19 protein-coding genes and 2 tRNA genes are annotated in these 25,305 nt (G+C 37.8%); 9 read left to right on the top strand and 12 right to left on the bottom strand.

What is annotated here, in order from left to right; genetic code table 11:
• Nucleotides 1-39: 39 nt before the first annotated feature.
• The 5 genes from OKIT_RS02640 to OKIT_RS02660 all read left to right on the top strand — a co-directional run bounded on the left by OKIT_RS02640 (nt 40) and on the right by OKIT_RS02660 (nt 5,893).
• Nucleotides 40-723 (top strand): IS6 family transposase, encoded by a 684-nt coding sequence (locus tag OKIT_RS02640; RefSeq protein WP_007745078.1) that lies wholly within the window; start codon nt 40-42, stop codon nt 721-723.
• Nucleotides 724-974: 251 nt separating this feature from the next.
• Nucleotides 975-1,817, top strand: a complete 843-nt coding sequence (locus OKIT_RS02645; protein ID WP_007745079.1) for a MurR/RpiR family transcriptional regulator — start codon at nt 975-977, stop codon at nt 1,815-1,817.
• On the top strand, nt 1,818-3,233 hold the full coding sequence (locus tag OKIT_RS02650; RefSeq protein ID WP_007745080.1) for a 6-phospho-beta-glucosidase: 1,416 nt from the start codon (nt 1,818-1,820) through the stop codon (nt 3,231-3,233).
• A 5-nt stretch (nt 3,234-3,238) separates the two neighbouring features.
• Entirely contained in the window at nt 3,239-4,534 is a 1,296-nt protein-coding gene (locus OKIT_RS02655; protein WP_007745081.1) for a PTS sugar transporter subunit IIC, read from the top strand.
• 771 nt (nt 4,535-5,305) lie between these two features.
• Nucleotides 5,306-5,893, top strand: a complete 588-nt coding sequence (locus tag OKIT_RS02660; protein ID WP_007745083.1) for a recombinase family protein — start codon at nt 5,306-5,308, stop codon at nt 5,891-5,893.
• An 808-nt stretch (nt 5,894-6,701) separates the two neighbouring features.
• Here OKIT_RS02660 and OKIT_RS02665 read toward each other — a convergent pair.
• The 3 genes from OKIT_RS02665 to OKIT_RS02675 all read right to left on the bottom strand — a co-directional run bounded on the left by OKIT_RS02665 (nt 6,702) and on the right by OKIT_RS02675 (nt 11,931).
• The gene (locus OKIT_RS02665) at nt 6,702-10,547 is read right to left on the bottom strand and encodes an nSTAND3 domain-containing NTPase (protein WP_007745084.1); all 3,846 of its coding nucleotides are present in this window, start codon (nt 10,545-10,547) and stop codon (nt 6,702-6,704) included.
• A gap of 152 nt (nt 10,548-10,699) precedes the next feature.
• Nucleotides 10,700-11,308 (bottom strand): recombinase family protein, encoded by a 609-nt coding sequence (locus OKIT_RS02670; protein WP_007745086.1) that lies wholly within the window; start codon nt 11,306-11,308, stop codon nt 10,700-10,702.
• A gap of 314 nt (nt 11,309-11,622) precedes the next feature.
• The gene (locus OKIT_RS02675; protein WP_007745088.1) at nt 11,623-11,931 is read right to left on the bottom strand and encodes a hypothetical protein; all 309 of its coding nucleotides are present in this window, start codon (nt 11,929-11,931) and stop codon (nt 11,623-11,625) included.
• Nucleotides 11,932-12,384: 453 nt separating this feature from the next.
• On the opposite strand from OKIT_RS02675, the gene OKIT_RS02680 reads away from it, so the two are divergent.
• Nucleotides 12,385-12,696 (top strand): putative quinol monooxygenase, encoded by a 312-nt coding sequence (locus OKIT_RS02680; RefSeq protein WP_007745090.1) that lies wholly within the window; start codon nt 12,385-12,387, stop codon nt 12,694-12,696.
• 369 nt (nt 12,697-13,065) lie between these two features.
• Here the strand turns inward: OKIT_RS02680 and OKIT_RS02685 are convergent, their stop codons facing one another.
• Nucleotides 13,066-13,887, bottom strand: coding sequence for an oxidoreductase (locus tag OKIT_RS02685; RefSeq protein WP_007745091.1), 822 nt, complete (start codon nt 13,885-13,887; stop codon nt 13,066-13,068).
• 390 nt (nt 13,888-14,277) lie between these two features.
• Here OKIT_RS02685 and OKIT_RS02690 point away from each other — a divergent pair, with 390 nt between their 5' ends.
• Nucleotides 14,278-14,511, top strand: a complete 234-nt coding sequence (locus OKIT_RS02690) for a hypothetical protein (RefSeq protein WP_007745031.1) — start codon at nt 14,278-14,280, stop codon at nt 14,509-14,511.
• Between the two features lie 363 nt (nt 14,512-14,874).
• Here OKIT_RS02690 and OKIT_RS02695 read toward each other — a convergent pair whose 3' ends face one another.
• Entirely contained in the window at nt 14,875-15,216 is a 342-nt protein-coding gene (locus OKIT_RS02695; RefSeq protein ID WP_007745032.1) for a hypothetical protein, read from the bottom strand.
• Between the two features lie 1,495 nt (nt 15,217-16,711).
• On the opposite strand from OKIT_RS02695, the gene OKIT_RS02700 reads away from it, so the two are divergent.
• Nucleotides 16,712-17,089, top strand: coding sequence for a TIGR02328 family protein (locus OKIT_RS02700; RefSeq protein WP_007745094.1), 378 nt, complete (start codon nt 16,712-16,714; stop codon nt 17,087-17,089).
• Between the two features lie 479 nt (nt 17,090-17,568).
• Here the strand turns inward: OKIT_RS02700 and OKIT_RS09625 are convergent.
• The 6 genes from OKIT_RS09625 to OKIT_RS09345 form a co-directional block, all read right to left on the bottom strand.
• A tRNA-OTHER gene (locus OKIT_RS09625) sits at nt 17,569-17,674 on the bottom strand.
• Between the two features lie 249 nt (nt 17,675-17,923).
• The gene (locus OKIT_RS02705; RefSeq protein ID WP_028291854.1) at nt 17,924-18,925 is read right to left on the bottom strand and encodes a LacI family DNA-binding transcriptional regulator; all 1,002 of its coding nucleotides are present in this window, start codon (nt 18,923-18,925) and stop codon (nt 17,924-17,926) included.
• 108 nt (nt 18,926-19,033) lie between these two features.
• A complete protein-coding gene (gntK, locus tag OKIT_RS02710) occupies nt 19,034-20,566 on the bottom strand; it encodes a gluconokinase (protein ID WP_007745098.1) in 1,533 nt (510 codons plus the stop codon).
• Nucleotides 20,567-20,597: 31 nt separating this feature from the next.
• Nucleotides 20,598-21,932 (bottom strand): gluconate:H+ symporter, encoded by a 1,335-nt coding sequence (locus tag OKIT_RS02715; RefSeq protein WP_007745099.1) that lies wholly within the window; start codon nt 21,930-21,932, stop codon nt 20,598-20,600.
• Nucleotides 21,933-21,947: 15 nt separating this feature from the next.
• Entirely contained in the window at nt 21,948-22,721 is a 774-nt protein-coding gene (locus OKIT_RS02720) for a glucose 1-dehydrogenase (protein WP_007745101.1), read from the bottom strand.
• A 410-nt stretch (nt 22,722-23,131) separates the two neighbouring features.
• On the bottom strand, nt 23,132-23,731 hold the full coding sequence (locus OKIT_RS09345) for a MerR family transcriptional regulator (RefSeq protein WP_162141369.1): 600 nt from the start codon (nt 23,729-23,731) through the stop codon (nt 23,132-23,134).
• 80 nt (nt 23,732-23,811) lie between these two features.
• On the opposite strand from OKIT_RS09345, the gene OKIT_RS02730 reads away from it, so the two are divergent.
• Nucleotides 23,812-24,846, top strand: a complete 1,035-nt coding sequence (locus OKIT_RS02730; protein ID WP_007745103.1) for an SDR family NAD(P)-dependent oxidoreductase — start codon at nt 23,812-23,814, stop codon at nt 24,844-24,846.
• 357 nt (nt 24,847-25,203) lie between these two features.
• Here OKIT_RS02730 and OKIT_RS02735 read toward each other — a convergent pair.
• A tRNA-Ala gene (locus tag OKIT_RS02735) sits at nt 25,204-25,276 on the bottom strand.
• Between the last annotated feature and the right edge of the window lie 29 nt (nt 25,277-25,305).

Raw genomic sequence — 25,305 nt, forward strand, 5'->3', positions numbered from 1 at the left:
TTTAGTATACTGGGTGCCAAGAAACGAGGGATTGCGCGCATGAATCACTTTAAGGGACGCCACTTTCAAAAGGACATCATCTTAGTAGCCGTTGGCTACTATTTCAGATTCAGTCTCAGCTATCGTGACATCGTTGAATTGCTTCGGGATCGGGGTATCACTGTTCATCACACCACGGTCATGCGTTGGGTTCATCACTATGGCCCCATCTTTAAGGCTCTATGGCATCGGCATCAAACAGCTCACGCTAAAAGTTGGCGAATCGATGAGACCTATATTCGAGTTAAAGGCCGTTGGGCCTATTTGTATCGCGCTATTGACAGTAACGGTTTGACCATAGATTTTGAGCTACGAAAACACCGCGATTATACCGCATCCTATCACTTTTTGAAGCGTCTCTTGACGACCAATGGTCGGCCTGATCGATTAGTCACTGATCAATATCGGGCAACACTGAAAGCAGTGAAGCACCTGATAAAGCAAGACTATTTGAGCAAATCAGCCCACCAATGTTCCAAATATCGAAATAATTTGATTGAACAGGACCACCGATTCATTAAACGTCATCGTGCCCGCTCAGCAAGCTTTCAAAGCATTCGAACCGCTAGTGCAACGTTGAGCGGTGTGGAAATTGTTCACGCAATACGCAAAAGAACCCGACGAGAGTTAAGTCTCATCGGGTTCTCAGTCGTGGACGAATTAGAAGCATTGTTAGCTGCATAACCTTCAACATAGGATCAATAGCTGGTTAGATGGTCATCTCTCACACCGTTTGCACCAGATCCAGAAATAGTAGTTGTTTTTAGGTTATAGTAAAAAGTTCTGAAAATAAATTTCAAAATAAAGAAATATATTTACAAGTTATGAAAACGGTTACCTTATTATAGAAAAAGGATTGATTTACTGCAAATGCCCCAATATAATACGAAGTAATTGGTTTATTTTTCCAAGTCGACTGGAAAAGAAAAGCAATAATGATTTTAGATGAAATGAAGACAACAGAAGGATTAACCGTGCAAGAAAAAGCTGTTTTGGATTATATCGTTAAACATCCCCGAGATATTTTAGGTATGAATATCAAGGAATTAGCGCGTGAGAGTTTTTCTAGTGCTGCTACGATAGTTAGGTTATGTAAAAAGACAGGATTAAAAGGATATTCTGATTTTAAATATAGATTTGCTTCAGAATTTCCGAGCATCATCGGGTTAAGTGATGATTTGAATGTGCAATCAATCGATTCAAATGTCCAAGTAGGTGATGTTTTCAAACGAGTTGAATTGGTGCATAAAAGAGCAATCGAGTATACAAACGGATTACTAAGCAAAGACAAGATATTGAACATCGTAGGTTTGATAGAAAAAGCTCCTAGGATCGAGATCTATGGTGAAGGTCTTAATTATGAATTGGCTCGTTCCTTTTGTTTGGAGTTTGAGGAAGTTGGTTGTGAATCTAATGCTTATAATTCTGCGAATCCAATGCATACTGAAATGGGCAAAGACAAAAGACATCCAATCTTAGCTTTTATTCTGACTCATACGGGTAATAATGAGCATATGTATGAGATCGTCGACCAATTAAAAAACAAAAATTATCAAACTGTGGTTATTTGTGATAATGCACAACGTCCAATATGCAAGATCTGTGATGAAAATGTAGTGATCATGACCACTGAAGGCACTTTAGACTTAAGCAATATAGTTTATATTTCGTCTTTACAATACCTGTTTGACGTTTTTGTGTCTTTAAAGCTAAAGTCAAATTACCATATGATACGAAGAGTTTCTAACAAGGTAGACAGTGAAAAGGATGGTAAGTAAATGTTGAAAAAAGATTTCTTGTGGGGAGGCGCTGTTGCTGCCAATCAATATGAAGGAGCTTGGAACATTGATGGCAAGGGACCTAGCGTGACAGATGTTATGACAAAAGGAAGCGTTGATCATCCTCGCGATATTACAGAAGGCGTAATAGAAGGGCGAGAATATCCCAATCATTTAGGGATAGATTTTTACCATCATTATCAAGAAGATATTAAGTTATTTGCTGAAATGGGGTTCAAGTGCTTTCGTTTAAGTATTGCATGGTCAAGAATCTTTCCAAGAGGTGACGAAAAGGAACCTAATGAAAAAGGACTGGAATTTTATGATGCAGTTTTTGATGAATGCCTTAAATACGGGATCCAACCAGTTGTTACTCTGTCTCATTTTGAAATGCCGTATTATTTGGCACATGAATATGGGGGGTGGCGTAATCGTAAAATGATCACATTTTTTATTCATTATGCCACAGTATGTTTCAAACGCTATGCAGGCAAAGTCAAATACTGGATGACTTTCAATGAGATCAATAATTTAATTGATATCGATAATCCATTCAATGCCTGGACAGGGGCCGGGGTTTTATATAAAGATGGCGAAAATGCAGAAGAGACGATGTATCAAATCAGCCACTACCAGTTCATTGCCAGTGCATTAGCTGTTCAAGAGGCCAAAAGGGTCGATAAAGAGATGCAGGTTGGTTGTATGCTGCATTTTGGCCCAATCTATCCTTATTCTTGCGATCCGAAAGATGCGATGGCAAGTATTAAAGCTATGGATCGGCGTTTCTTCTTTAGTGATGTTCAAGTCAGAGGCAAATATCCCGAATACACTAAGAAACTATGGCAACGCAAAGATTTTCAATTAGATATTACGGATGAAGATTTGGCAGTTATTAAAGATGGCACAGTTGATTATATTGGTTTCAGTTATTATAAATCCACGACTGCTAAATTTGATAAGGAAAATGACTTTAAAGAGGTTCCGAATCCTAATGTACCAAAAAGTGATTGGGGCTGGGCGATAGATCCGACCGGGTTACGATATATTTTAAATGTTGTTTATGAGCGGTATGGATTACCGATGTTTATCGTTGAAAATGGTTTTGGAGCTTACGATAAGTTTGAAAATGGAACAGTCAATGATAACTATCGGATCGAATATTTGGAAAAACATGTTTTGGAAGTGTTAAAGGCAGTAGACCTAGATGGTGTAAATGTTTTGGGTTATACACCTTGGGCCGCAATAGATATTATTAGTGCTTCTACTGGAGAAATCGAGAAACGTTATGGTTTTATTTATGTTGACCAGGATGAGGTCAAGCAAGGAAGAGCTGGTCGGCATAAAAAGGCTTCATTTGATTGGTATAAAAATGTAATTTCAACTAATGGTGCTTGCTTAACAGATAAAGTAGGGTGAAAGTTATGAAAAATATACTGAATGAAAAAATAGTTCCTCAAGTGGTGAAGTTTACTAACATTAAAGCAATTCAGGCTTTAAAAGACGGAATGATGTTCGTTTTGCCATTTTTGATCGTTGGTTCATTATTCTTGTTACTGTCTAATATTCCAATCCCAGCAGTAGCAAATGCGGTAACTAAGAGCGGTCTAGCGGATGTTTTTAATCAAATATATTCAAGTTCCTTCGCACTCATGTCTTTCTTTGCGGTGACGGGGATCACATACACTTATTTGAAAAATGAAAAGATAGACACGCCATTTGCTGGAAGTCTAGCGGCATTAGGTGCATTTATCTTGTTAATGCCATTTCAAGTTAAAAGTGAAAAAGGTGAGATCATCACTAATGTTATTTCCAAGGATTGGACGGCTGGTCAAGGGATGATCACTGCTATTTTGGTTGGCCTGACAGCGGGTTGGATTTATACGTTTTGTATTAAAAAGAATTGGCGGATCAAGATGCCCGCAGGAGTTCCACCTGCAGTTTCTAATTCGTTTATGTCCCTAATACCGACCGGTGCAGTTTTGATAGTAGCGGGGATCGTTTATGCGATTTTTAAATTTTCTGCAAATACCAGCTTTTCAGAAATTATTTATTCTGCGATTCAGACACCTTTACAAGGAGTAACAGATTCATTTGGTGGAGTACTTCTAATGTCAATGATCATGTCACTTTTGTGGTGGTCTGGCGTCCATGGTGGCGCGATCACTGGTGCAATATTGGCACCAATATTGCAATCTAATATGTCTTCAAATCAGTCCCTTTTAGACGCTGGTAAGAAATTAACAGTTGCCAATGGTGGACATATTTTCACTCAGCAATTTTGGGACAATTATCTATGTATGAGTGGAGCAGGAATCGTTGTTGGCATGGTTATTTATATGGTATTCTTTGCCAAGTCAAGCGGTCTGAAAGAGTTAGGCAAATTAGCCATTTTTCCAGATGTCTTTAATATTAACGAACCAGTCATTTTTGGGACACCAATCGTTCTTAATCTTTATTTAATAATTCCGTTCATTTTCTTTCCAATGTTTGTTGGGGCAAGTAGTTATTGGTTAATGCATATCGGAATCTTGCCCTTATTTTCAGGCGTAATGGTTCCATGGACAACGCCGCCTATCATCTCCGGCTTTTTAGTTGGCGGATGGCGAACTGCATTGTGGCAATTTATTATTATCGTTTTGTCAACAATTGTATATTTTCCATTTATCAAAAAACTTGATTTGCATATGTATGCTGAACAGCAAAAGGCAAAGAACTGAAGGACGAAGTAGTTAAGCAAATTACAAACGATAGTACAGAAATAAAGGCACATGAGTGACTTTAAATTATAACCATTTGTCTAGTTAAAGCAGGGATTGGAACAAAATATTTCTGGAATAAAAAATGGTTCTTTATCAAAATTTTAAAGTAAGGGGTATCAAGATTGTGACGATAATTTTGATACTCTTTTTTAGTTTACAGTAAGCAGGCAGTGTGAACTTGTTGTGACCCGCAGCGGTCGAAGTCACAAGGTTGTTTATCGTGAGTTGGGATTTGAAAGAAGCAGTGAATCTATGTCCCAAAAGTGGCTATGAAGTTAAAATATGTTGTCGATCTCGACTTGGAAGTCTGTTGGACAATATAAATCACGATTTTCCGTTTAAATTTCTTAAAATTTATATCAGTGATGGGTCTTGTATTTAGTTCGTAAATTCTTGACCAACCGTGCTATGAACGGTCAGCACTTTGAAAGGGTCGTTAAGGGTACTCCACAAATTGGAAATATTTATGTCAAAACTAAGCGTGCTGGTGAGCATGTATTGGAAAGAATCAAAAAATTTCTGGGATAAAAGTTACAAGTCAAGGTGAAACGAGAAAAAGCACAAGTTAGATTCAGCATGAAATTAAAATTCTTGGAATTTTAATTTCATGCTGAAAATTTGACGCAAGCAAAGAAGTTTATTTAGGTATACCCTAATGGTCTTTTTTATTTCTGCGCTATACTAGGAATTACAAGTGTTCATTAGAACTGTCCAAAAGGAGAACTGGAAATGGCTAAAATCGGTTATGCGCGTGTGAGTTCCAAGGAGCAACATTTAGATCGACAGTTAGCGGCTTTAAAAGACGTTGATAAATTATTTACGGATAAATTAAGTGGGGCTAACACTAATCGGTCAGAACTGCAAAAAATGCTGGCCTATATTCGTGAGGGTGATATTGTCTTGGTCACTGAATTAGATCGCTTAGGCAGAAACAACCATGATTTGACTAAGATCATGAACTCCATTCAAAATAAGGGGGCCACCCTAGATGTGTTAAATTTGCCGTCCATGACAGGGATTGCTGACCCAAATTTACGTCAACTGATGACCAACTTGATTATTGAACTCTATAAGTATCAGGCTGAAAGCGAACGTAAGCGAATCATCGAACGTCAGCAACAAGGGATTGCCCTCGCCAAACAGCAGGGGAAATATCATGGGCGCAAACCCCAATATACTGAAGATGATCCCCGCTTGCAACATGCTTTTAAACTTTATCAGGCGGGCATGAGTGATGTAGATGTTGCCCGTAATACAGGTATTAAGAGAACGACCTTTATTCGATACCGTGTGAAATACGGTATTAAAAGAAAATAGGGACCCTATTTTCTTTACTTATAGTTTTGGAGGGTGTTTACTAAAGTTTTTTTTCTTGCAATCTGCCATTAACTTAATTTTACAAACCGAAATGGCCGTACATCAAATAGCAAGTATTTAGAAGATGCTGCAGATGTCTTCTCGAGAATATCAAATCCAGATTTACAAGAAATTAAAAATATCAATCAAATACAGATCCATAAGAGGTTGAGGAACTTCTCTCGGTCTGATTGCAGTTATCTAAAGATAATCCTCTCATCAAGTGACAGCAGCGCATTCAGTAAGGTAGGAGCAGCAATCCTCTTAGAGAGCACCGAAGCATTCGAACAAAATTGGAGCCAATTGTCTGAGTCTGAGCAGGCATCTATTAAAACATTTCCTATATGGCGTTTGTATATCAAGGGCAAGGCTGACTATGATTAGTTTCGAACAAGCCTTTCATACATGATTAAAAATTCCCAGCATAATCCTTATAGATATATTTTGTTACTTGAGGAGAAGGGACAACTTCATATAGACAAAAACGTCGGTGAGTTGGTTAAAGAATCTGTCAAAACCTTGTCGGCCTCTTACATATAGGGCACGATAGAGAATTGCTGTTCTTAATGATAATCAAAAATCATCTATTCATTTACGTCACTGATAGAGAAGACAATCGGCATGTTAAAGACTTCCAGGCCAGACTCAATCGAGAAGTTTTAAATGAGATTGATTAATCAATTGGCTATATAACAAAAGAAGAGGCTTGGCTCTTCTTAACTGACCTCATTTTCTTAAAAAATACAAAATTTATTTAATGATTCAAGAATTAATTTTCAATAAATTCTTCTAAGTCTTCAGCATCTATCTCTCGTTTTTGGGCATTTATGAGTTTTTCGATGAATTTCTTATGTTTCAAAAAAGTAATTCCGTTCATTCTCGCCTCGAGATTTTTCAAAAACGTGATACTGGCCAGCCCTTGTGAAATTATTTGATCAGAAGTACCGGAAAAACTCATCCTTTGTAATGGAATTTGCGAAAAAATATTAAAGTCGGAGTTTTTTTGTTCGAAGCCCATGATTAAATTAATTCTATCTTTGGATGGAAAAATCTCAGTCAATGAAAATAAAAGTAGTACAAAATCTTTTTCTTTGGCGTCTTGATACCGATCTAAGCTTTCGCGAACGAATTTAATTTGTTTTTCTTGATGAGCTGTTGAAGAGGCACTGCGTGTAGTGAAAATATCCTTCAAAGTATCGGAGCGTTCGAAAGAATATTTAATATTATGGAGTACCCAATGGCAAATGTTTTCGAAATGATTGTAGTACTCAGGCAAGTCCCAAATTAGATCGAAGTGTTCCAAATATTTTTCTTTAGGGGAAATCCATTCCCGGTTGTATTGTTTAACATCGGCTATATGGAATAAGAACTTTTCCAAAAAATCGGAATCCACCTTTATGAGTTTTATAAAGAACTTGCCCTGATAATCAAACATCGAATTTTGGTTTGATTGGTCTAAGCATTTAAGATAAGCCTCCTCCAGAATATTAATATCATCTGAAAAATTGTTAATTACCGTATCGATCGATGAATGGTCTAAATGCACAATATCAAAAACAGCACTCAAGATATTGACTGTACCTTGCGGATTCATTTGATAATTTTTTAGTATTTGTTTATAGAAAATCGGATATATGTCTGAATTAATTTTTTGGTACTTATCCAGAAAATAAATGCGTGATCGTGGCCTCGATGGATAGTTATGTGGATCCGAATAAAAAGTCAACAGCTGATTTAAATATGATTGGTTTATTTTGTCTTCCGGCAGTTCTGCGTAAAAAGTTGCCTCCCAAAGTGACTTATCGTCATAGCCAGCTGTCTCAATCAGGGTCCAAACGTCAGAAACACTTTGATGGGTAAAAAGTTGTTGGATAATTTCGCTTGAGTCCAAATGACCGGGAGTATTGTTTTGCAAATAAAGAGTGACAGCCTGTACAAAGAGAGTCTGTTTGGTTGATAAGGCATCGAAAAAATATACGAGTCCATAATAAAGTGATGATCTTTCTCTTTGAGGCAAACTATTTTCCGCTTCACTGCATATCTTAAAGAAGTCGCTTACATCCTGAGAAGAATAATTGATCACTAGGTCATGAATTTTTTGTTTTTTAAGAGACTGCATTTGATCCCAGCTTAAATTGGTTTCTCTTAAATAGTTGTCCGAGACAGTTTTGAAGATTTTGTATTTTTTTGAGTTTAAAAATTTATCCAGATATCCTTTATCTTCAATTTTGGCTTCATTTAGAATTTGATGAATATTTTCGGCTAAAACGCACTGATAGAGGCAATCCGGATTGAATAAGTTTTGAAAGAAGACACAGAATCGTTGGTAATCATTTTCAATCACGTCTCTGGATTTTGACGGGAATCTGTTGCCATAGTTATAAAGTATTTCTGCTATTTCGGAATGTCTTGTTGCGGAAGCCCGATATTGATCTAAAAGAAACTCCCATATCTGATTACGAATTTCTCTAACATTAGGTCCCTCTATAATGGCGAAAGTTTGCATGTTAATGGTATTTTTATTGACTGGATCGGACTGAATAGTTTCGTAAGTAAAACCAAGATAGTAAGCAAAAACCTTCCTAGCTAAAAAGAAGTTGTTTGCAATTGGCTCTTGCCGAGTTAGTTCTTCAAGTTCTCTAATGAGAGTTTTTTGTGTTGCAAAACCACTTCGGTAGGAGTAATCATTAATTCCAAATCGTTTTGTAAAAAGGAAATAGAATGCCATAATTTTGTCTGGGCGTTTTTTGAAGTAGTCAAGTGCTAATTCTATAGCTGCTTGTTCATAATCAGAGTTCACAAAGGCGCCCATTTTATCAATAATCTTGTCGTCAATTGATTCGTTTCTAACTTTATTTTTAAAATCTATCGAGCTAGCATCAAAAGTCACTGTTTGAGAAGCATTAACGCTTTCCTGGAGCTCTAATAATGTTTCAGTGGGTCTTAGTGTATAAAAGGCATCAAAAAAAGCTTCGAAACGTTTGCCCGATTCCTCGTCTTTCGCTCTATCTTTTTCCAATTTATCCCAAATTTGATTGATAATTCGTTCTAAATAATTGATGGTTTTTGAGTCTGAAAAGATTCGCCTCAATGCAGAACAAGCCACTATTGTTCTATCTTTTAATTTAAAGAAAGATAGTTCAATCATTTTGTCTAGTGCTAATCTTTTCTGATCAATAAAAAGATATTTCACTAGGTAATCAGAAAAGGATTCATCAGATATTTTAACCCCAGCCAAGGTATCGTCTGATTTTCCTCGATGAATTTCAACTAATTCTAGAGATTCAAACTTCCTTAAATCGTTCAAAAAGTCTGTTTGAGATAAATTAAAGCAAGCAAATAGATCTTTCAAAATTTCTAAATGGTCAAGTCTGATGGTTTTTAGAAAAGATATAATGCCTGCAGAAATAGGAGCGGTCTTACTAGTATGCAAAATTTCGTCAATCGAATCCTGATAGTACCGATCATATAGTTCACTAGTATTATGGATATCTGAATAATTTTGTTGCTGAAGCATTAATTTACTAGCAAACATAGCCAGTCTGGGATTGCCATTGTAAGTGCTGTATACATAATCAACAAATTCACTCTGTGGGTCAATATGATAGGCATTTTTTATTAATTTACCTATTTGGTCCCTATTAAATGAATCAAGCCTAATTAAATTTGCCTGTTGATATTTTTGGATTTCGTGCATGACTTTTTCCAAAACATAATTTCTGACAGTAACAATAAGGTTAGAATTAGGATGCTTATTTATGTAATCTATTACTAGGTATGTTTCTTGAAACTGATTTGCATCGTCAATAAAAAATACATAATTTTCGTGAGATTCAGTGCTGCTTGTTAAATCATTAAAAAAAGCCGTAGAGCCCAGATCTTTGGATTTTATACAGAATAATTTGTAGTCTTTGTGGGATTGGCAATACCTACTAGTTGCCTCTAATGCTAACTTGGTTTTACCTGTTCCTGCGGGCCCTGTAATAATTACTGGGCGATGGTAATGAAAATCCGATGTGATTTGTTTTAGTTCTGCTTCCCTAAATAAAAATTCATTATTTAAAGGAGCAGATAGTCTATTTGCATCATGCTCTTCAACAAAAGTTTCAGCATCGGTGATTTGCCCAGTATCTATAGATATTCCAAGCTGGTCTCGGACAATTGAAGGATACTTATTTGATAGATCCAGAGATATTTCTGCTGTCGATAGCATCTTAAAAAGTGTATCGTGTTGAAGACAAATATTGCCCAATATATCTCTGTCGCCGACAGAAAGTCTACCGTTAGTATAACAATATACAATTTCAATTATTTTGTTAGTTGAAATACCTCCGTTCTTCTCTATATCAAAGCATTTGTTTAAGTCATCAGTAATCTTGCTCAATAAGTCTTGTTGGGTAGTTGTGTACATGACAAAAATATATTGACCATTTTGATCAATAAAATAAGTATCGGGATTGCCCTTGATGGTTTTATCTTCACCAGTTTTTCTGCCATAAGCGTAATATTCAGATTTTGGAAAACAACTATTTTTGAGATAAGTATCGCAGAGAGTTTGAAAAGCAGATCCGCTTAATTGATTCACGTGATGTTCAATATCTAATAACTTGCTCATTTTTACATAGCACCTTCTAAATTTTTTCAATTATTTTTAATTTGATTGTGTAAATGCTACTTGCAGTACGAACGGAAACAGTTAAAGCCAAAAAATGATCCCTATTTCCTACATATTATATATCCCTAATATTGCCTATGGTTCCAGTTTTTTTACTTCTCTTCTTTAATCCTTTTCATAACCCGATAGACAGTCGAACGGGCAATGCCATACTGCTTGGCTAATTGTGTGATGGAATAGGCCTGACTCTGATAAGCGGCTTGTAAGCCAAAGTAAATAGCACGCTTACCAGGATTCACGCTGTTGGGTGCATATTCTAATTGCTTGCCAATATAAGCGCCACGCTTTTTGGCTTCGATAATCCCTTGTCTTTGTCTTTCTTTAATCTTCTCTCTTTCATTTTGAGCGACAAAGCTCATGAGGCCGATAATCATATCCAACATAAATTGATCAATTAAAGGATTGCCAGTTGCCAGATTAGGCAGATCGTCAGCAATGAAGGCCACATGTTTATGACGGAGTTCAGAAACAATGTTTTTAATATCCTGATAGTTTCTGGAGAGCCGATCTAAGCTCAAGACTTCTAAGGTATCGCCTTCTCTTAAGTAAGCTAGGCACTTGATAAATTCTGGCCGTTGAATGTCTTTCCCGGATAACTTGTCAGCAAAAATTTTATCAGCCTGAACCTTTTTGGCTCTAGCTAACTGTCGAGCGAGATTTTGATCTGTGGAACTGACTCTGGCATAAAAGACTAAACTCATGATATTTTTCCTTTTTCTTTATGATACATGTTTATAGAACAAACAAAAAGCCTAGCTGATAGGCTTTTTCTTGCTTTTGCTTTTGTAMCGCTAGGGTATAGGTTTATAGGACAGATAGCAGACACCCTACAGCAAGGTTGCCATATCGCTTGATGTAAACGTCTATTAGCACAACAAAAAAGACTTGTCTTTCAACAGGTCTTCCATCCTTCGTTTTTGAAAAGGGTGCAGCCTTTATCAGCTGTCCCTTTAGTCTAACAAAAACCCACTGCTGATAGCAGTGGGTCTCATAGCTCTTCAATATTTCGAGTTAATTAATCGTCTTTCTTTGTGCCATCGATTAGCCAGTAATCGGCCCAGCGACTAGCTTTCGGATTCTTTAATAGATTATTGTAGTAAGTCGTAGATAACTTGTCATAGATAGTTGGCTGGTCGGCTTTTCTAATAATCCAACAAGAGACATGGTCAGACGTTGGAATAATAGACCGTTCTTTAGCTACTGGCCAGATAATCAAGTAGTCAGGTAATTTAATCATTTGTTGGATATGAAAAGGTTTGAGATAAGGAGTGTGATTATAGCGGACAGGACCAGTTGGAAACAAACGCAATAAATGCTGATCCATTCGCCGTTTTCTCATGAAGAATAGCACAGCGGGAATACTGAAGATGACGATGGCTAAAATTATTGCAGCCGGAAGTGAAAAGGTAGGACTGCCAGCCATATAATTGAGCCAAACTAGAGCTGAGCCAAATAAGAGACAGATCAGCATGGAGATGAGAATACGGGGCTGATAAATACGAAAATAAAGGTCCCGATTCTGAAACTGTCGATTATGTGCTGCTTATCAGCTAACAGTAATTGATAAGTCTCTTTAATCTCAGCGAGTTCTGCAACGGAAAAGGTATAACAATTGTCTGGTAATTCAGGCATATGACCTTATTATCCTTGCTTTGATGCCAAATAGCTACTGAGAAGACAGTTGCGACACCGAGTTTTGTTATAAAATTTGGCAACATCATCATTGAATAACCTGGTGGCAAAGTCTACACTACGAACAAAAAGGAGGCATCCCATAATGATGAACAAATTTTGTAAGTTTAGTAAATTACAGGCCACCAAGGGAAACGGTGATCAACTGCTAAAACTTTTATTAAAAGCATCGAAAGAATTAGAACCAGTTGGCAATTGTTTTTGTTATATTGTCGGAATGGATCCACATGAGCCTGATGCTGTATATGTTTATGAAGTTTGGGAGAATGAAGCCGCCCATAATGATTCATTGAAATTGCCCGCTGTTAGAAATTTAATCAAAGCAGCTGGGCCGATTTTGGACCGATTACTTGCCCTGAGAACTTGTCTTAGAGCCTTGCTTTACATGGCCAGTTAGCGCCGTTTTGTCAGCTACATTTTGCTGATAAACATGAAAGTAATCTAACGAATTCACTCCTAGATAAAGAACGGTCCGGAACTATTGGTTTATGGGCATTACTAATGCACGTTGATAAGAATAATTTGAATCTTTATTGTAAAAAGCATTTATGCCAAAAATTGGCAAATTGACGTGCCCCTATACTCTGCCAAAATACCCGAAATGCCAACGCCAAAGAAACACTCACTAGTCTATTAGTGAGTGCTGAAGTAAGTTCTTGACTTTGTTTATTGAGGCAGATTCCTGTATGACTTCTGTTAGGACTTTAAAATCATACTAATTCATAGCTCAATAGCTTAGGCTGAGCTTAGGTTGGACCAAGCTTGATCAAAAAACTTTTTTGATCAAGGCGTCAAAAATTTCGCTAGGCAAAATTGTATGTAACAAAACTAACGATTTAGCCCCAGTTCCGACTAGATAACGCGTTCTCGGGTGTGTGGAACTGGCAGCCTTTAAAATTGTCTGTGAGACTAAGGTAGCCTTAGAGAGGTCCTTTGATGAATAAAGCTGTCGCATTTTGTCAGCCGCTTGGTTAGCCAAGGATTCATAAGCGGTTCCCTTAGAAGACTGGCTTAAGTGATCAGCTGCAATGAGCCCCCAGTTGGTTTTAATGCCGCCAGGCTCAATTAAAACGACTTGAATCCCAAAGGACTTGGTTTCCATTCTCAAGCTATCACTCAACCCCTCTAAAGCATATTTACTGGCATGATACCAGGCCCCCATAAAAGTGGGGATTCTGCCAGCGATTGAAGAAACATTAATAATTCTTCCATGTTTTTTCAAACGCATACTAGGCAGTACCAATTGGATGAGTCGAGCTGAGCCGAATAGATTCACTTCCAATTGCTGCTTGGCCTCTTTAATGGAAACATTTTCTACGGCACCATAAGAACCATAGCCAGCGTTATTAATTAAAATATCGATGCCGCCTTCTAACCGGTTAATTTGGCTCATGGCCAATCGAATGGAGGCTTCTTGAGTCAAGTCAAGCTGAATTGGGATGACTCCAATACTCGTCAACGCTGACATCTTTTCAATGTGTCTAGCCGCCCCATAAACACGATAGCCTTGTTCAGCCAACAATTCGGCCGTCTGGTAGCCAATGCCGCTGCTGGCACCCGTGATTAAAACAACCTCTTTATCTTGCATATCTTTATTATCTATTATTCACTTACTAAACTTTTGACGGATCCAAGGGTTTGTGCAGGTTATGATACGTATAAGAAGGTACTTGGTTGATGTCCTAAGCGCCTTATTGGTATTCGTTATGGTGAAACTAGTGTTTGATTTGCTTCAGTTGTGCTCAATCAATGAGTTTATTTCTTAATTTCTTGCAGTTTTTGGTRCTGATCAAGCTGGAGAGATCTCGTAAATGATGTTGCTATAGTCATATATATAATAGTTCGCGGATTGGCAATTGAATTGGCACCTCGGATCAGAACCAATGCCGTTCTTCTATAAATTTGGTTCAACGACTGTTGCTAAACAATCTTGCGGCTCTTTTATGTTTCTCATAGGATCCTTTGATAAAATGAGTTTATGGAAAAGGAATTGGCTGCCTCTTCGTTAGCGATGTTTACCTTTATCTTTCATCATAGCGATGTAACGGGTCGCATGTGGTACAGCGAGCTTCCCAGGACTGAAAGTTTTTGTGAAGACTGCCGTATCCTAATCGATCTTGGCTTGATTCAAATTCGTTCTGTTCAGCAGCTGACTTCTTATATTCGTTTGACCGATAAAGGAAAATCCTTGGCCAAACAATTATCAAGCTAACCATCATCATCTTATCCTCAGCATATGTTGATTTAACTAAGATAGTTATCGAATCAAAAAAGCATCGACTTGTATCGGTGCTTTTAACTATTTAATTTTAACTAATCATCACCAAGACTGATGACCAGCCAGACCAGCTCTAACATTTCTGAGCCATGCCACAATCAGTTCAATTAAGGGCAAAGATAAAAATTGAAAAACCTACCAGTCCCGCTATTAATAAGGTATAGCCTGCTAATCTACCCAAAATCATCAGCCACAGCATTTTTTTGGCTCCCACCAATTATGATACTGCCGTCAAAATAGATTTGCCATTAAAAACAACAAAAGCCAGTCCTTGGACTAGCCTGATTGATATCTCAATTACTTGTTGTTTTGTGTAAGATCTCTTAGGTAATAAGAAACTTCTTCTTTAGTCAGATCTGTCTGCTGTTGAATCTCTGAGAGACTGTGGCCTTTGTCCTGCAAAGCCAGGCATTGGTTTCGAAGGGCTCTAACAGAGGAAGACTGGTGTCTGGTTGGCCTTTGGCTCTCACCCTCTCCTAAGGGTAAATCGTCCCATTCTTTAATAACTTGACGGGCTAGATCACCATAACCGTGTTTCTCAGAAAAGATCAGGCCATCCTTAAAAGCTGTATTAGGAGGTATACCATCCTTTTCCTGCTTATTCAGTAATACAGAAGCCAATCGAGAAAGTTCTGTCATATCTCAATCATAACAAGAACCAGAAAGATTCGTGTTTTTTAGTTGGCCTATCTGCCATAGATCAACTATACTCGCCGTTGCTTCAAGCGCTAAAAGTGTTGTCTGCAAATAGATTCGGACTAGGTTCGTAACCCTGCCAATCAACAAAAGTAGAAGCCTCTGCAATAGGAAGATATGTTGAAAAAAACTCCCAGTGATCAACTGGGAGCCACGATAGTGAAGATATCTACTTAGATAATTACACTCTGTATGCGTTAAGGGGGATAACGATTGATAGGCGCTTATCTATTGTAAGCGCCTACATTTATTATACTAAAAAATACTTATTAATAAGTTGTGAGTGCTGCGCATTATGAGAGGCTGTGTCCTCACTAAGAATTAAAAAGTGCCCATCACAATTAAGTCATGGACACCAGGAAAGGGTAAATTTTTATGGGTGTAAGGGTTTGCACTCCCTTACGCCGTTTATTATAAAACAAAACCCACCATCGATAGTGGGCTGCATTAATAGAGTTAGGTAACCTTGAGGACCTGCACCTGTCCTCAAGATTTATTATATTAAAAAAATATCTATCACAATCAAGATAAGCACCAGAAAAGCTGTCAATTTCTTTGGAATCTTCGTTTGGGAGTTCTCTGACAGGAGGTCGTATCAAAAAGCCTTCGACTTTTCATCGAAGACAGCTGTAAATTTTTGTGTTGCTCATTTATCGGTGCAAGCACCTTGGATAAAAGTATCATGTGGCTAAGACGCAAAAACTCTCCCTGGCAGTTGGGAGAGCTGTAAGTGCTATATATGACTTATCACAGTAAGCAAAAAATATGAGTTTCAGGCACTTATGAAAGCGCCTACATTTATTATACAAAAAACAGCCCCTCAACAGTTTCGAGTCATTTGGTTCTGCCCAAAATCTCTAGCTGTGCACATTTCAATGAACGTTGATACCAAAAGCTTGCGCTCCAATATAGCCGTTACATAAATGCTGAAAGGACTGCTTCCGGGTCATCTGAGATCCAATTTGCTCATACGAGAAATCTTTCTTAGCGGCCAATGGCTGCTCCTTATGATCTCTTTAACCCTATTCATATAATAACACGATTCATCATTAAAAGAAAGCGCTTTCTAAATTCCAAGGACAATCAAAAAGTCCCCGCATAAAGCGAGGACCTATCATAGCGTGAACTATGGATAAAGATATTGGATATCGACCATGACATCCATGGATCATTATATACGATAAACATGTTTGATATCTATAAATAAACAAAAAGCACCCGGATATTTCCGAGCACTGATAGACTAGTTTGAAGTGATGGCACTTTCGTGCCAGAATTTAGTATACAGGTTTAGTTAACTAGTTGGTACAATTAGCCAATGTTAACAGACATAACTTCACTAAGCTGTTCATCGACATAAGTCAAATGCTCAAGCAGCCCATTTTACAAGCCGGTGATTGTTATTGTACTGGGATAATTAACAGGAAAGGAAACTATTATGCGTTTATGGCATCAGGACTTGGTCCCTTACTTACCTCGTCAGCAGTTATTAGGCCAGCACCGGGAACTAGCCGCCTTGCGTGGCAATGGCTGGGGGAAAAAGCATGCAACCGTTGATTATGTTTTTCGCTATTCACCTTATAAACTATTTCAATTTCACTATCTAGTCATCCAAGAAATGCAAAGGCGCGGCTATCACCCTGACCAGCACTGGTTGGATCCTTGCTATCGCGGTCAGCATTGTCCAAAATATAGCTTCCTAAAAGCCGTTGAATTGACGAAGCCGATTTATCCCGAACATAATGATGACTATCTAGCGAGCTGCTTAAATAATTTACAAGCTAAAGGGATTGTAATCGATAGGTTCAAGCATTGAGGTACCAACCTTGATGCAATGTGGAGCCTCTCATTAAACTAATCCAGCACTATATCTTGCCTAGTGGCCTTTAAATCACTCATTAATTTTTCGTTAATTAAACGTCAATATGCGAAACCAAACTCTCAAAATAAATTAAAATTTTATAACTATTTTCAGAAATAAAAGTGCCCATCGCAATTAAGCCGTGGACACTAGGAAAGATTTTAGATTTATGGAATGTAAGGGTTTGCACTCCCTTACGTCCTTTATTATAAAACAAAGCCCACCATGATGGCAGGCTGCATTAATAAAGTTAGGTCACCATGAGGACCTGCACCAGTCCTCATACTTTATTATATTAAAAGACGCCTCAGCATGGCGCCCAAAGCGTCTTGGAAGGATAGTTCTTTTATAGGTGCTGCTAAGCACCTTGGATAAAAGTATCATGTGGCTAAGACGCGCACAATTACATCTGAGAGCAAAACGAGTATTTGGTATGGAGAAGGAAGGGATTTGAACCCCCGCATCGAGAAATCGACCTACCATGTGTTATGTATAGCGTACAGACAAATGGCCTCTTAAACCAGACTTGAGTACTTCCCCGGATTCATAATGAATCATTGATTTTGTTATCTATTTGATAACACAGAACAGACTAGTCTCAATGATTTAAACCAAACTTAAAGACAAATAAAATCAAAATAAAAGTACCCGGATCTCTCCAAGCACTAACGACTGAATATAGGGTTTCTAAAATCTGTCGTGGACAGTAAACGGGTCAATATGGGCAATGACTCAAAGCATCGTTGAATTCGGATTTTAAAGTCAAAAGCTCTCTTGCATCGATATTTTTTATAAAGACCCGCCCTGGACACGCTTCACCGGCACAATATCGATGCTTCTCATATTTTTTAGATCATGCTGGATGCTGTGATACAAATTAATACCGGCTTTTCTCCCTATATCCAGAGGACTCTGTTCAATCAAGTCGATACCATTATCAACGAATTGAGACCAGTTCCAATCATCGAAACTTAGTAGTCCGACATCTCGGGGAAAAGCTAAATTAAATCTTTTGCAGAAAGCGAGTACTTTGAACAAGAGTGGGCCCATTAGTGTCACAAGTGCAGTTTGGTAACTACCGCTTTGGATCATTTGATATAAATTATCTTCGAACCAGTTATCCGTATGACCAGCAACGTTTATCGTCTCTACGTAGATGTTCTTTTTTTTAGCTGTGTCCACAAAGCCATTAATTCTTGGGGTTTGAGCAGAAATCACTTTTATATTGCAAATTAAAATAATTCTTTTATAATTTCTTTGATCCAATTCCAGAACCATTTCCGAACTGGCAATGTAGTTATTTGTTATAACTTTGTTTATTGTAGCTGGCTGTCTATCGGTCTCTCGATCAACCATCACAAGCGGGGTACCAGAATCGATAATATTTTGATAGGAGCTAAATTTTTTTTGACTCGGCTGAATAATGAATCCGTCTACTCGTTGGGAGAGCAAACGGTCAATTCCGCGTTGCTCCTCTTTGCCAGAATTATTTGCATTTAAAAGCAGCACGCTATACTCGAAGGGCTGAAAGATTTCATAAATACCAGTAAATAGGAGTGAAGAAAAAATATTTGACGTATTCCCAACTATTACACCAATAGTTTTCGTATTTTTTGTTCTCAAATCCCTAGCAGAAGAAAATGGTCTATAGTTCAGCCTTTTTATCGTATTCTCAATTTTTTCTTTTGTAGCGACGCTCATTTTATTGAAGTCGCCATTCAAGAAGCGAGAAACGGTTGTTGCTGAGACACCCGTTTCTTTAGCAACGTCAAATATATTTACATGTTTCAATTAGCTGTCACCCCTCTGTATGCAAAAACAGTTCAAAAAAGAAAGAAAAAGAGAGAATTCAATCCCTCTCAGAGTATACATTAACGCATTTTAAAAAATTATTATGAGCTATGCTTGCCCTCTTTGAAAATCTGCAATATTTTGATACTCACTTTTAAGCTGCCTACTCAAACGAATATAGATCGGAACTAACTGTCGGTAAGCCTTGAAATTGTTTGAATCAGGTTCATAAGTATTAGTTTTGCCAATAAAATTTTTAACTACTTTCAAATCATCAACCAAGCCAAGGGACTTCATCCCAACAACAGCAGCCCCCAAACAAGATGATTCAAAATCTTCTGGTATCGTAATTGGTGTTTCAAAAATATCAGCCAAAATTTGCCTGCATAAAGGCGACTGAGTAAACCCTCCCGTTGCCATAATAGATTTAGGTTTGCCAACGACTTCTTCCAAAGCCAAAAGTACCGTATACAGATTATAAACAATGCCCTCCAAAATTGCCCGAACCATATTTGCTCGAGTATGCATTTGAGTTAGCCCAAAGAAAGTACCACGGGCATCGGCGTCCCATATTGGAGCGCGCTCGCCGCCTAAGAAAGGCAGAAAAATCAAACCATCGGCACCAGCTGGGACTGTCTCTGCAATTTTAGTCAACAAATCGTACGAATCTATCTTCAATAAAGCAGCCGTATTTTGTTCGGCATCAAAGAGGTTATCTCGTGCCCAGCGAAAAATCACGCCACCGTTGTTAACTGGGCCGCCTACAACCCACAATTTTTTAGTCAATGCATAACAAAAAACACGTTCCTTGGGGTCAATAACGGGGTGGTCAGTCACAACACGAACACCACCAGAGGTGCCAATGGTCACTGCTACTTCACCTTCGCTAATTGCACCTACACCTAAATTTGATAACGCACCATCAAAAGCACCTTGTATAAAGGGAGCATCTGAAGGATACCCAAGTATTTTTGCGTACTCCGCATTCATATGAAGGGTTTGTTGATAGCCATCAACTATTTTGGGTAACTGATTTCTGTTCACGCCAGTCAATTCAAGTGCTCGGTTATCCCAATCTAAATTAAAGATGTTGAAAATTCCGGTACAGCTCGCAACAGAGATATCTATTTGCCAAACATTGAATAAACGATAGAAAATGTACTCTTTAACCCCACAATAATAAGCAGTCTTGGTATAAATCTCAGGATGTTCATTTTTTAACCAAAGCAGTTTACATAGCGGTGACATAGGATGTATCGGCGTGCCGGTATGCTGATAGAGAAGACTGCCAGTACCATTTCTTTTCAATTCTTCAGCATATTTAGTTGCTCGAGTATCAGCCCACGTAATGATCCTAGTTAAAGGCTGGTGATCTTTGTCTAAAGCGATCAAGCTTTGGTTGGCGCTTGAGAAAGAAACACCACGCAAAGTTCCGTGCTTAAAATCTGTTTTTCGTAGAATTTCTTGTAAGCCGTGGATAACAGCATCGAAAATTTCATCAGGATCTTCTTCGGCCATACCATTTGTATCACGGTACAAAGCATATAGGTTATTGGAATAAGCTAACGCTTTGCCTTCCAAATCATAAAGAACAGCTTTCGTACTGGTTGTGCCAATATCCATACCAATTATATAATCCATTAAAAAATCATTCCTTTCTCAAAATTTCGTTTCACATAAAAGCTGAAACCGCCAAGATAGATAAGAGTCCAGAAACAGAAATGACTGTTGTCAATGTTGTCCAAGATAGAAACGTTTCTTTTAAACTCAATCCAAAATACTCTTTAATCATCCAGAAACCTGCATCATTGACATGATCAGCAAAGACACTGCCTGCACCGATGGCTAAAACAATTAAAGCTGGATTAACGGCAGAATTATTTACAATCGAAGTGACTAAACTGGCAGCGGTGATTGAAGCCACGGTTGAAGACCCCAAGCTAACTCTAAGCAAGGCGGCGATGAGCCAAGCAATCAGAATCGGTGAAAAGTTTGTTTGTCCAAACAACTGACCAATATATTTTGAAACCCCACCATCAACTAAGACTTGTTTGAAGGCTCCACCACCGCCAATAATTAAGAGCATCATGGAAATCTGTTGAACAGATTCAGTCATAGATGCGCCGATTTTTTTGATATTAATACCTCTAAAAATACCCATCGTGAAAATAGCGACCAGCAAAGAAATCAGCATCGAGGCATCTGGAGCACCGACAAATTGAATGAACTCATTAATAAAATTGTTTTTTGGCAAAATAAAGGAACATATCGTTGCAATACTGATCAAAATAACAGGCAGCAACGCTGTTAAGACACTAATCGTAAAACCAGGAGTTTCGTCGATTTTAAACTCTTTATAATGTCCCAGCACGGAAACATCAACATCTTTACGATAAACTCTTGGATAAAACTTATGCAAAAAATAGTTGAAAATTGGTCCAGAAATAATGATTGTCGGAATCGAAACAATGATTCCTAGCAGCAAAACATGTCCCAAAGGTACATTTAAAGCCTGCGCAACGGCTGTTGGCGCCGGATGCGGCGGCAGAAAACCGTGAGCAACATTCAGGGTGGCTGCCATAGGGATTCCCAGATACATCAACGGAAGATCAACCTCTCTGGCAATAACGAAGATAATCGGCAATAGGACAACCAGACCAACTTCAAAGAATAAGGCCAAACCAATAATAAAGGAAGTCAAAATAACGGCGATTTGGATATTTCTCTTTCCGAAAGTCTTAATTAACTTATTGGCGATTCGAAAACCACCACCAGAATCAGAAATCAACTTCCCGAGCATGGAACCAAAACCAAAAATAATCGCCAAATGACCTAGTTGGCTACCAATACCATTTTCAATACTGGTCGGAATATTGGCGATCGGAATGCCCAAGGCTAGAGCGGCCAAAAAAGCCGTGATTACTAGAGAAACAAAAGTATTTAGTTTTAATTTTGTAATTAAAAAAATGAGCAGTATAACGCCTAATAAAACAATCAAGAGTGGCATAATTAATTCCTTCTTTTACCTAAGTAGATATCCGCCATCGACAGCAATCGTTGAGCCAGTGACATAATTAGAAGCTTTACTTGCAAGATAAATCACAGTTCCCATAAGTTCTGAAGGAGCTGCCCAATGATTTTCTGGGATGTGGGCCAAAATTTCATGGTTTCGTTCCTTGTCTTCTTGTAAGGGCTTGGTCATTGCTGTATCGATATAGCCTGGTGCAATGGCATTAACTTGAATGCCTTCCGGCGCCAAGGCATCTGCGTATGCTTTGGTTAAACCGATAACGCCGTGCTTACTAGCTGTATATGGAAAAATAAACTTCCCAGCTCTAAATGACTGCATGGACCCGATATTGATTATTTTTCCCGAATGTTGTTGGGCCATAACTTTAGCGGCCTCATGAGACAAGAAATACAGTGCGTTCAAATTGATATTAATGACTTTCAGCCAATCACTATCCTTGAAATCCAATATCTTATTTCTAATCTGTACACCGGCATTATTAACTAAAATATCTAACTGACCAAATTTATCAATACAGCTAGAAATAATTTTTTTCGCTGCGTCATCCTCGGTGATATCCTGTTGCATAAACTCTGCTTTTTGACCAAAAGCGGACACAATTTTGTTCGTCTCCGACCATCCTTTATCCGTGCGGCTAACAATAAAAACATCTGCCCCTGCCATCGCCAGAGCCTTTGTGTAATATTGGCCCAGTCCTGATGCACCCCCAGTAATTAAGGCTACTTGGCCTTTGATATTAAACAAATCATTTGAATTTGAAACCATCTTACCTCCGTGTTTTTAAGGTTTATCGATAAACCTTTAAAAGTAAACGCTTTCATAATAAGCTGATTTGAAATTGGAGTCAACTAAAATTGACAATTTTTCAAAATTTAAAATCTTTATTTACATACCTTTCGATGACAAGCCCTTAAGATCTAACTCCAAATTTACCAAGAAACAGCTCGAGGAAAAGCGATTACCAAGCCATTCGAAACTGTTAATTATATCAATTGCTGTCCAAAAAAATTTAATTTATAATCCAATGAGTACAGGTTAAATTTCATAGATTCATGATTTAATTTTAATTCCTCAGACAAAAACCTCACCAGCCCTTAGTTAGTGAGGTTTTTGTTGAACTTGTTATCTTCCTGATAAGCTTATAGGACAAGTTATTTATTTCTATGAAAAAGAAGTTAATATTTCAAGTTTGACAATAATTTAAAGCAGGCAAGGACGGTGTTTGTGTTCTCTTTTTTAAAATATAAATTTATATATTTGTCTTTCTTTAAAAATATATTTGGTTTCACATTTTTATTCATAAGATCGGAAAAAAGGCCTGATAACCATTTATGGGCTTCCGATTGATAGTTTTTCTTTGTGAGCTCGACCAAATAATTCACGATATGTTCTTCTCCGTGGTCATAACTATTCGTATCTTTTGTAAGAGCGCTGTATCTTGCTATTTTAATTTTGATCGCAAGTAAAGCTACTTCAATATCGTCTCGATATTCTCTCAACTTTTGTTCCTGTTGGGATAAGGTTTGTAGACGTTTCTCAAAAACTTTGCCCGTCAATTGTTCTGTTTCGACCATTGATTTTATTTGTTTGATAGGGATTTTAACAGCTCTAAAACAGCGTATAAGCTCTAAATTGCTCATATCTTCCTGAGTGAATATACGATAACCACTGGCATTGCGCTTTAGGTCTGGTAACAGACCTAAATGATCGTAGTATCGAATTGTTGCGATGGATAAACCAGTGATTTGAGAAACTTGGAGTATTGTCTTTTTCATAGGGAATTTAAATACATGGTTTGCGCTAAAGTGTACTTCAGGGTTTAGGATATTGTCAAGAACTTTTAGGAGAATGAAATATGGCATCAATACAGAAACCTTTAATTAACGACCCCTTCAACTATCGCACTACGGCTGACAAAATTATGAAGCATATTAATTTGCATGGCAAGAACGTTATTGTAACCGGTGGCTATAGTGGAATTGGACTTAAAGTAGTTACTAAACTTTCTAAGGCAGGTGCCCATGTGATAGTTCCAGCAAGATCTGTCCAAAAAGCGGAGAAAGTGCTCCACAGACTTTCAAATATCGATGTATATCAATTGGATCTCATGGACAGCAATTCAATTGAAAATTTTGGAAATAAAATCAATCAAAATAAAATTGCTATTGATTTATTAATCTGTAATGCTGGAATTATGTTTGCACCATTACGCCGAGATAGTCGCGGCAATGAATCACAATTATCAACAAACTATTTAGGGCATTTTGAGCTAGTTTCTGTCTTATACTCGGCACTAAAATTATCCAAAAACGCAAGAGTAATTTTAGTTACCTCTAGATCTCAAAGTTGGAATGGAATTGATTTTAACGATCCTAATTTTGAAACCAAAGAATATGATTCGCGTATGGCTTATGCACAATCCAAAGTTGCCGATATTCTTTTCGCAGTGGAGCTCGATAAAAGGGTTAGGAAAGATCATATCCGGGCATTTGCTGTCCACCCTGGATTAGTTCCCGGCACTAACTTGGGCCGTTTTATGATTCATGACAGCCATGTATTGTCAAATTTGTATAGCTTAATATTGAATCGCTTTGGTGCTTCAAGGTTATTTAGTTGGAAAAATAAAATTATGTCTCTTATGCATGAAAATAAAGAATATGACTATATTAAGAATGTTAATCAGGGTGCTGCTAGTATCTTGTGGGCGGCCACTAGTCATTTACTTGATGGCATGGGAGGTGTGTTTATCGAGGATTGTAACGTTGGCATTTTAGTTCCCTCCGACTCAAAATCAAAGTTTGGCGTAAGACCTTGGTCAGTTGATAGTATATTAGCTCAGCGTCTTTGGTTTTTGGGAGAAAAAATAGCTGGAATAAGATTCGAACCTTAAGGCCAAAGTTTGATATATTATTGGTCAGCGGAATAACTAGTAGTTAGACAGAGGTATTATTTTATGTTTTATGTATCTCTCTAAAATATTAGCCCGATTGGTTTCAACGAAGGCCATTGAAATCTTAAGTCTTCGGAGATCTTGTGATTACAAAAAAGCAAGAACATACTTCTTGCTTTTTTGTAATCACTCTGAAAAATGATCATGTCCGTGAAGTCATTTACTGACCTTTCTTTTTAATAAATTTGATTACTTTTTTGATTACTTTCTTTCGTAATCAAGGAGCATACTCAGAACAACATTAAGCCTGAAAAATGCCTAACCACGGGCTTTGTACACCTATAGAACATATTGTTATGGACATTACGGGATTCGAACCCGTGACCTCTGCCATGCGAAGGCAGCGCTCTCCCAGCTGAGCTAAACGCCCGAAGAAACGAATGCGTATGGAACGCGTTC

Source organism: Oenococcus kitaharae DSM 17330 (genome assembly GCF_000241055.1).
GTDB lineage: Bacteria > Bacillota > Bacilli > Lactobacillales > Lactobacillaceae > Oenococcus > Oenococcus kitaharae.

Excerpts from the sequence above, each read along its gene's own strand:
- OKIT_RS02640 (WP_007745078.1), top strand. The coding sequence starts at position 40 with ATGAATCACTTTAAGGGACGCCACTTTCAAAAGGACATCATCTTAGTA.
- OKIT_RS02645 (WP_007745079.1), top strand. The coding sequence starts at position 975 with ATGATTTTAGATGAAATGAAGACAACAGAAGGATTAACCGTGCAAGAA.
- OKIT_RS02650 (WP_007745080.1), top strand. The coding sequence starts at position 1,818 with ATGTTGAAAAAAGATTTCTTGTGGGGAGGCGCTGTTGCTGCCAATCAA.
- OKIT_RS02655 (WP_007745081.1), top strand. The coding sequence starts at position 3,239 with ATGAAAAATATACTGAATGAAAAAATAGTTCCTCAAGTGGTGAAGTTT.
- OKIT_RS02660 (WP_007745083.1), top strand. The coding sequence starts at position 5,306 with ATGGCTAAAATCGGTTATGCGCGTGTGAGTTCCAAGGAGCAACATTTA.
- OKIT_RS02665 (WP_007745084.1), bottom strand. The coding sequence starts at position 10,547 with ATGAGCAAGTTATTAGATATTGAACATCACGTGAATCAATTAAGCGGA.
- OKIT_RS02670 (WP_007745086.1), bottom strand. The coding sequence starts at position 11,308 with ATGAGTTTAGTCTTTTATGCCAGAGTCAGTTCCACAGATCAAAATCTC.
- OKIT_RS02675 (WP_007745088.1), bottom strand. The coding sequence starts at position 11,931 with ATGGATCAGCATTTATTGCGTTTGTTTCCAACTGGTCCTGTCCGCTAT.
- OKIT_RS02680 (WP_007745090.1), top strand. The coding sequence starts at position 12,385 with ATGATGAACAAATTTTGTAAGTTTAGTAAATTACAGGCCACCAAGGGA.
- OKIT_RS02685 (WP_007745091.1), bottom strand. The coding sequence starts at position 13,887 with ATGCAAGATAAAGAGGTTGTTTTAATCACGGGTGCCAGCAGCGGCATT.
- OKIT_RS02690 (WP_007745031.1), top strand. The coding sequence starts at position 14,278 with ATGGAAAAGGAATTGGCTGCCTCTTCGTTAGCGATGTTTACCTTTATC.
- OKIT_RS02695 (WP_007745032.1), bottom strand. The coding sequence starts at position 15,216 with ATGACAGAACTTTCTCGATTGGCTTCTGTATTACTGAATAAGCAGGAA.
- OKIT_RS02700 (WP_007745094.1), top strand. The coding sequence starts at position 16,712 with ATGCGTTTATGGCATCAGGACTTGGTCCCTTACTTACCTCGTCAGCAG.
- gntK (WP_007745098.1), bottom strand. The coding sequence starts at position 20,566 with ATGGATTATATAATTGGTATGGATATTGGCACAACCAGTACGAAAGCT.
- OKIT_RS02715 (WP_007745099.1), bottom strand. The coding sequence starts at position 21,932 with ATGCCACTCTTGATTGTTTTATTAGGCGTTATACTGCTCATTTTTTTA.
- OKIT_RS02720 (WP_007745101.1), bottom strand. The coding sequence starts at position 22,721 with ATGGTTTCAAATTCAAATGATTTGTTTAATATCAAAGGCCAAGTAGCC.
- OKIT_RS09345 (WP_162141369.1), bottom strand. The coding sequence starts at position 23,731 with ATGAAAAAGACAATACTCCAAGTTTCTCAAATCACTGGTTTATCCATC.
- OKIT_RS02730 (WP_007745103.1), top strand. The coding sequence starts at position 23,812 with ATGGCATCAATACAGAAACCTTTAATTAACGACCCCTTCAACTATCGC.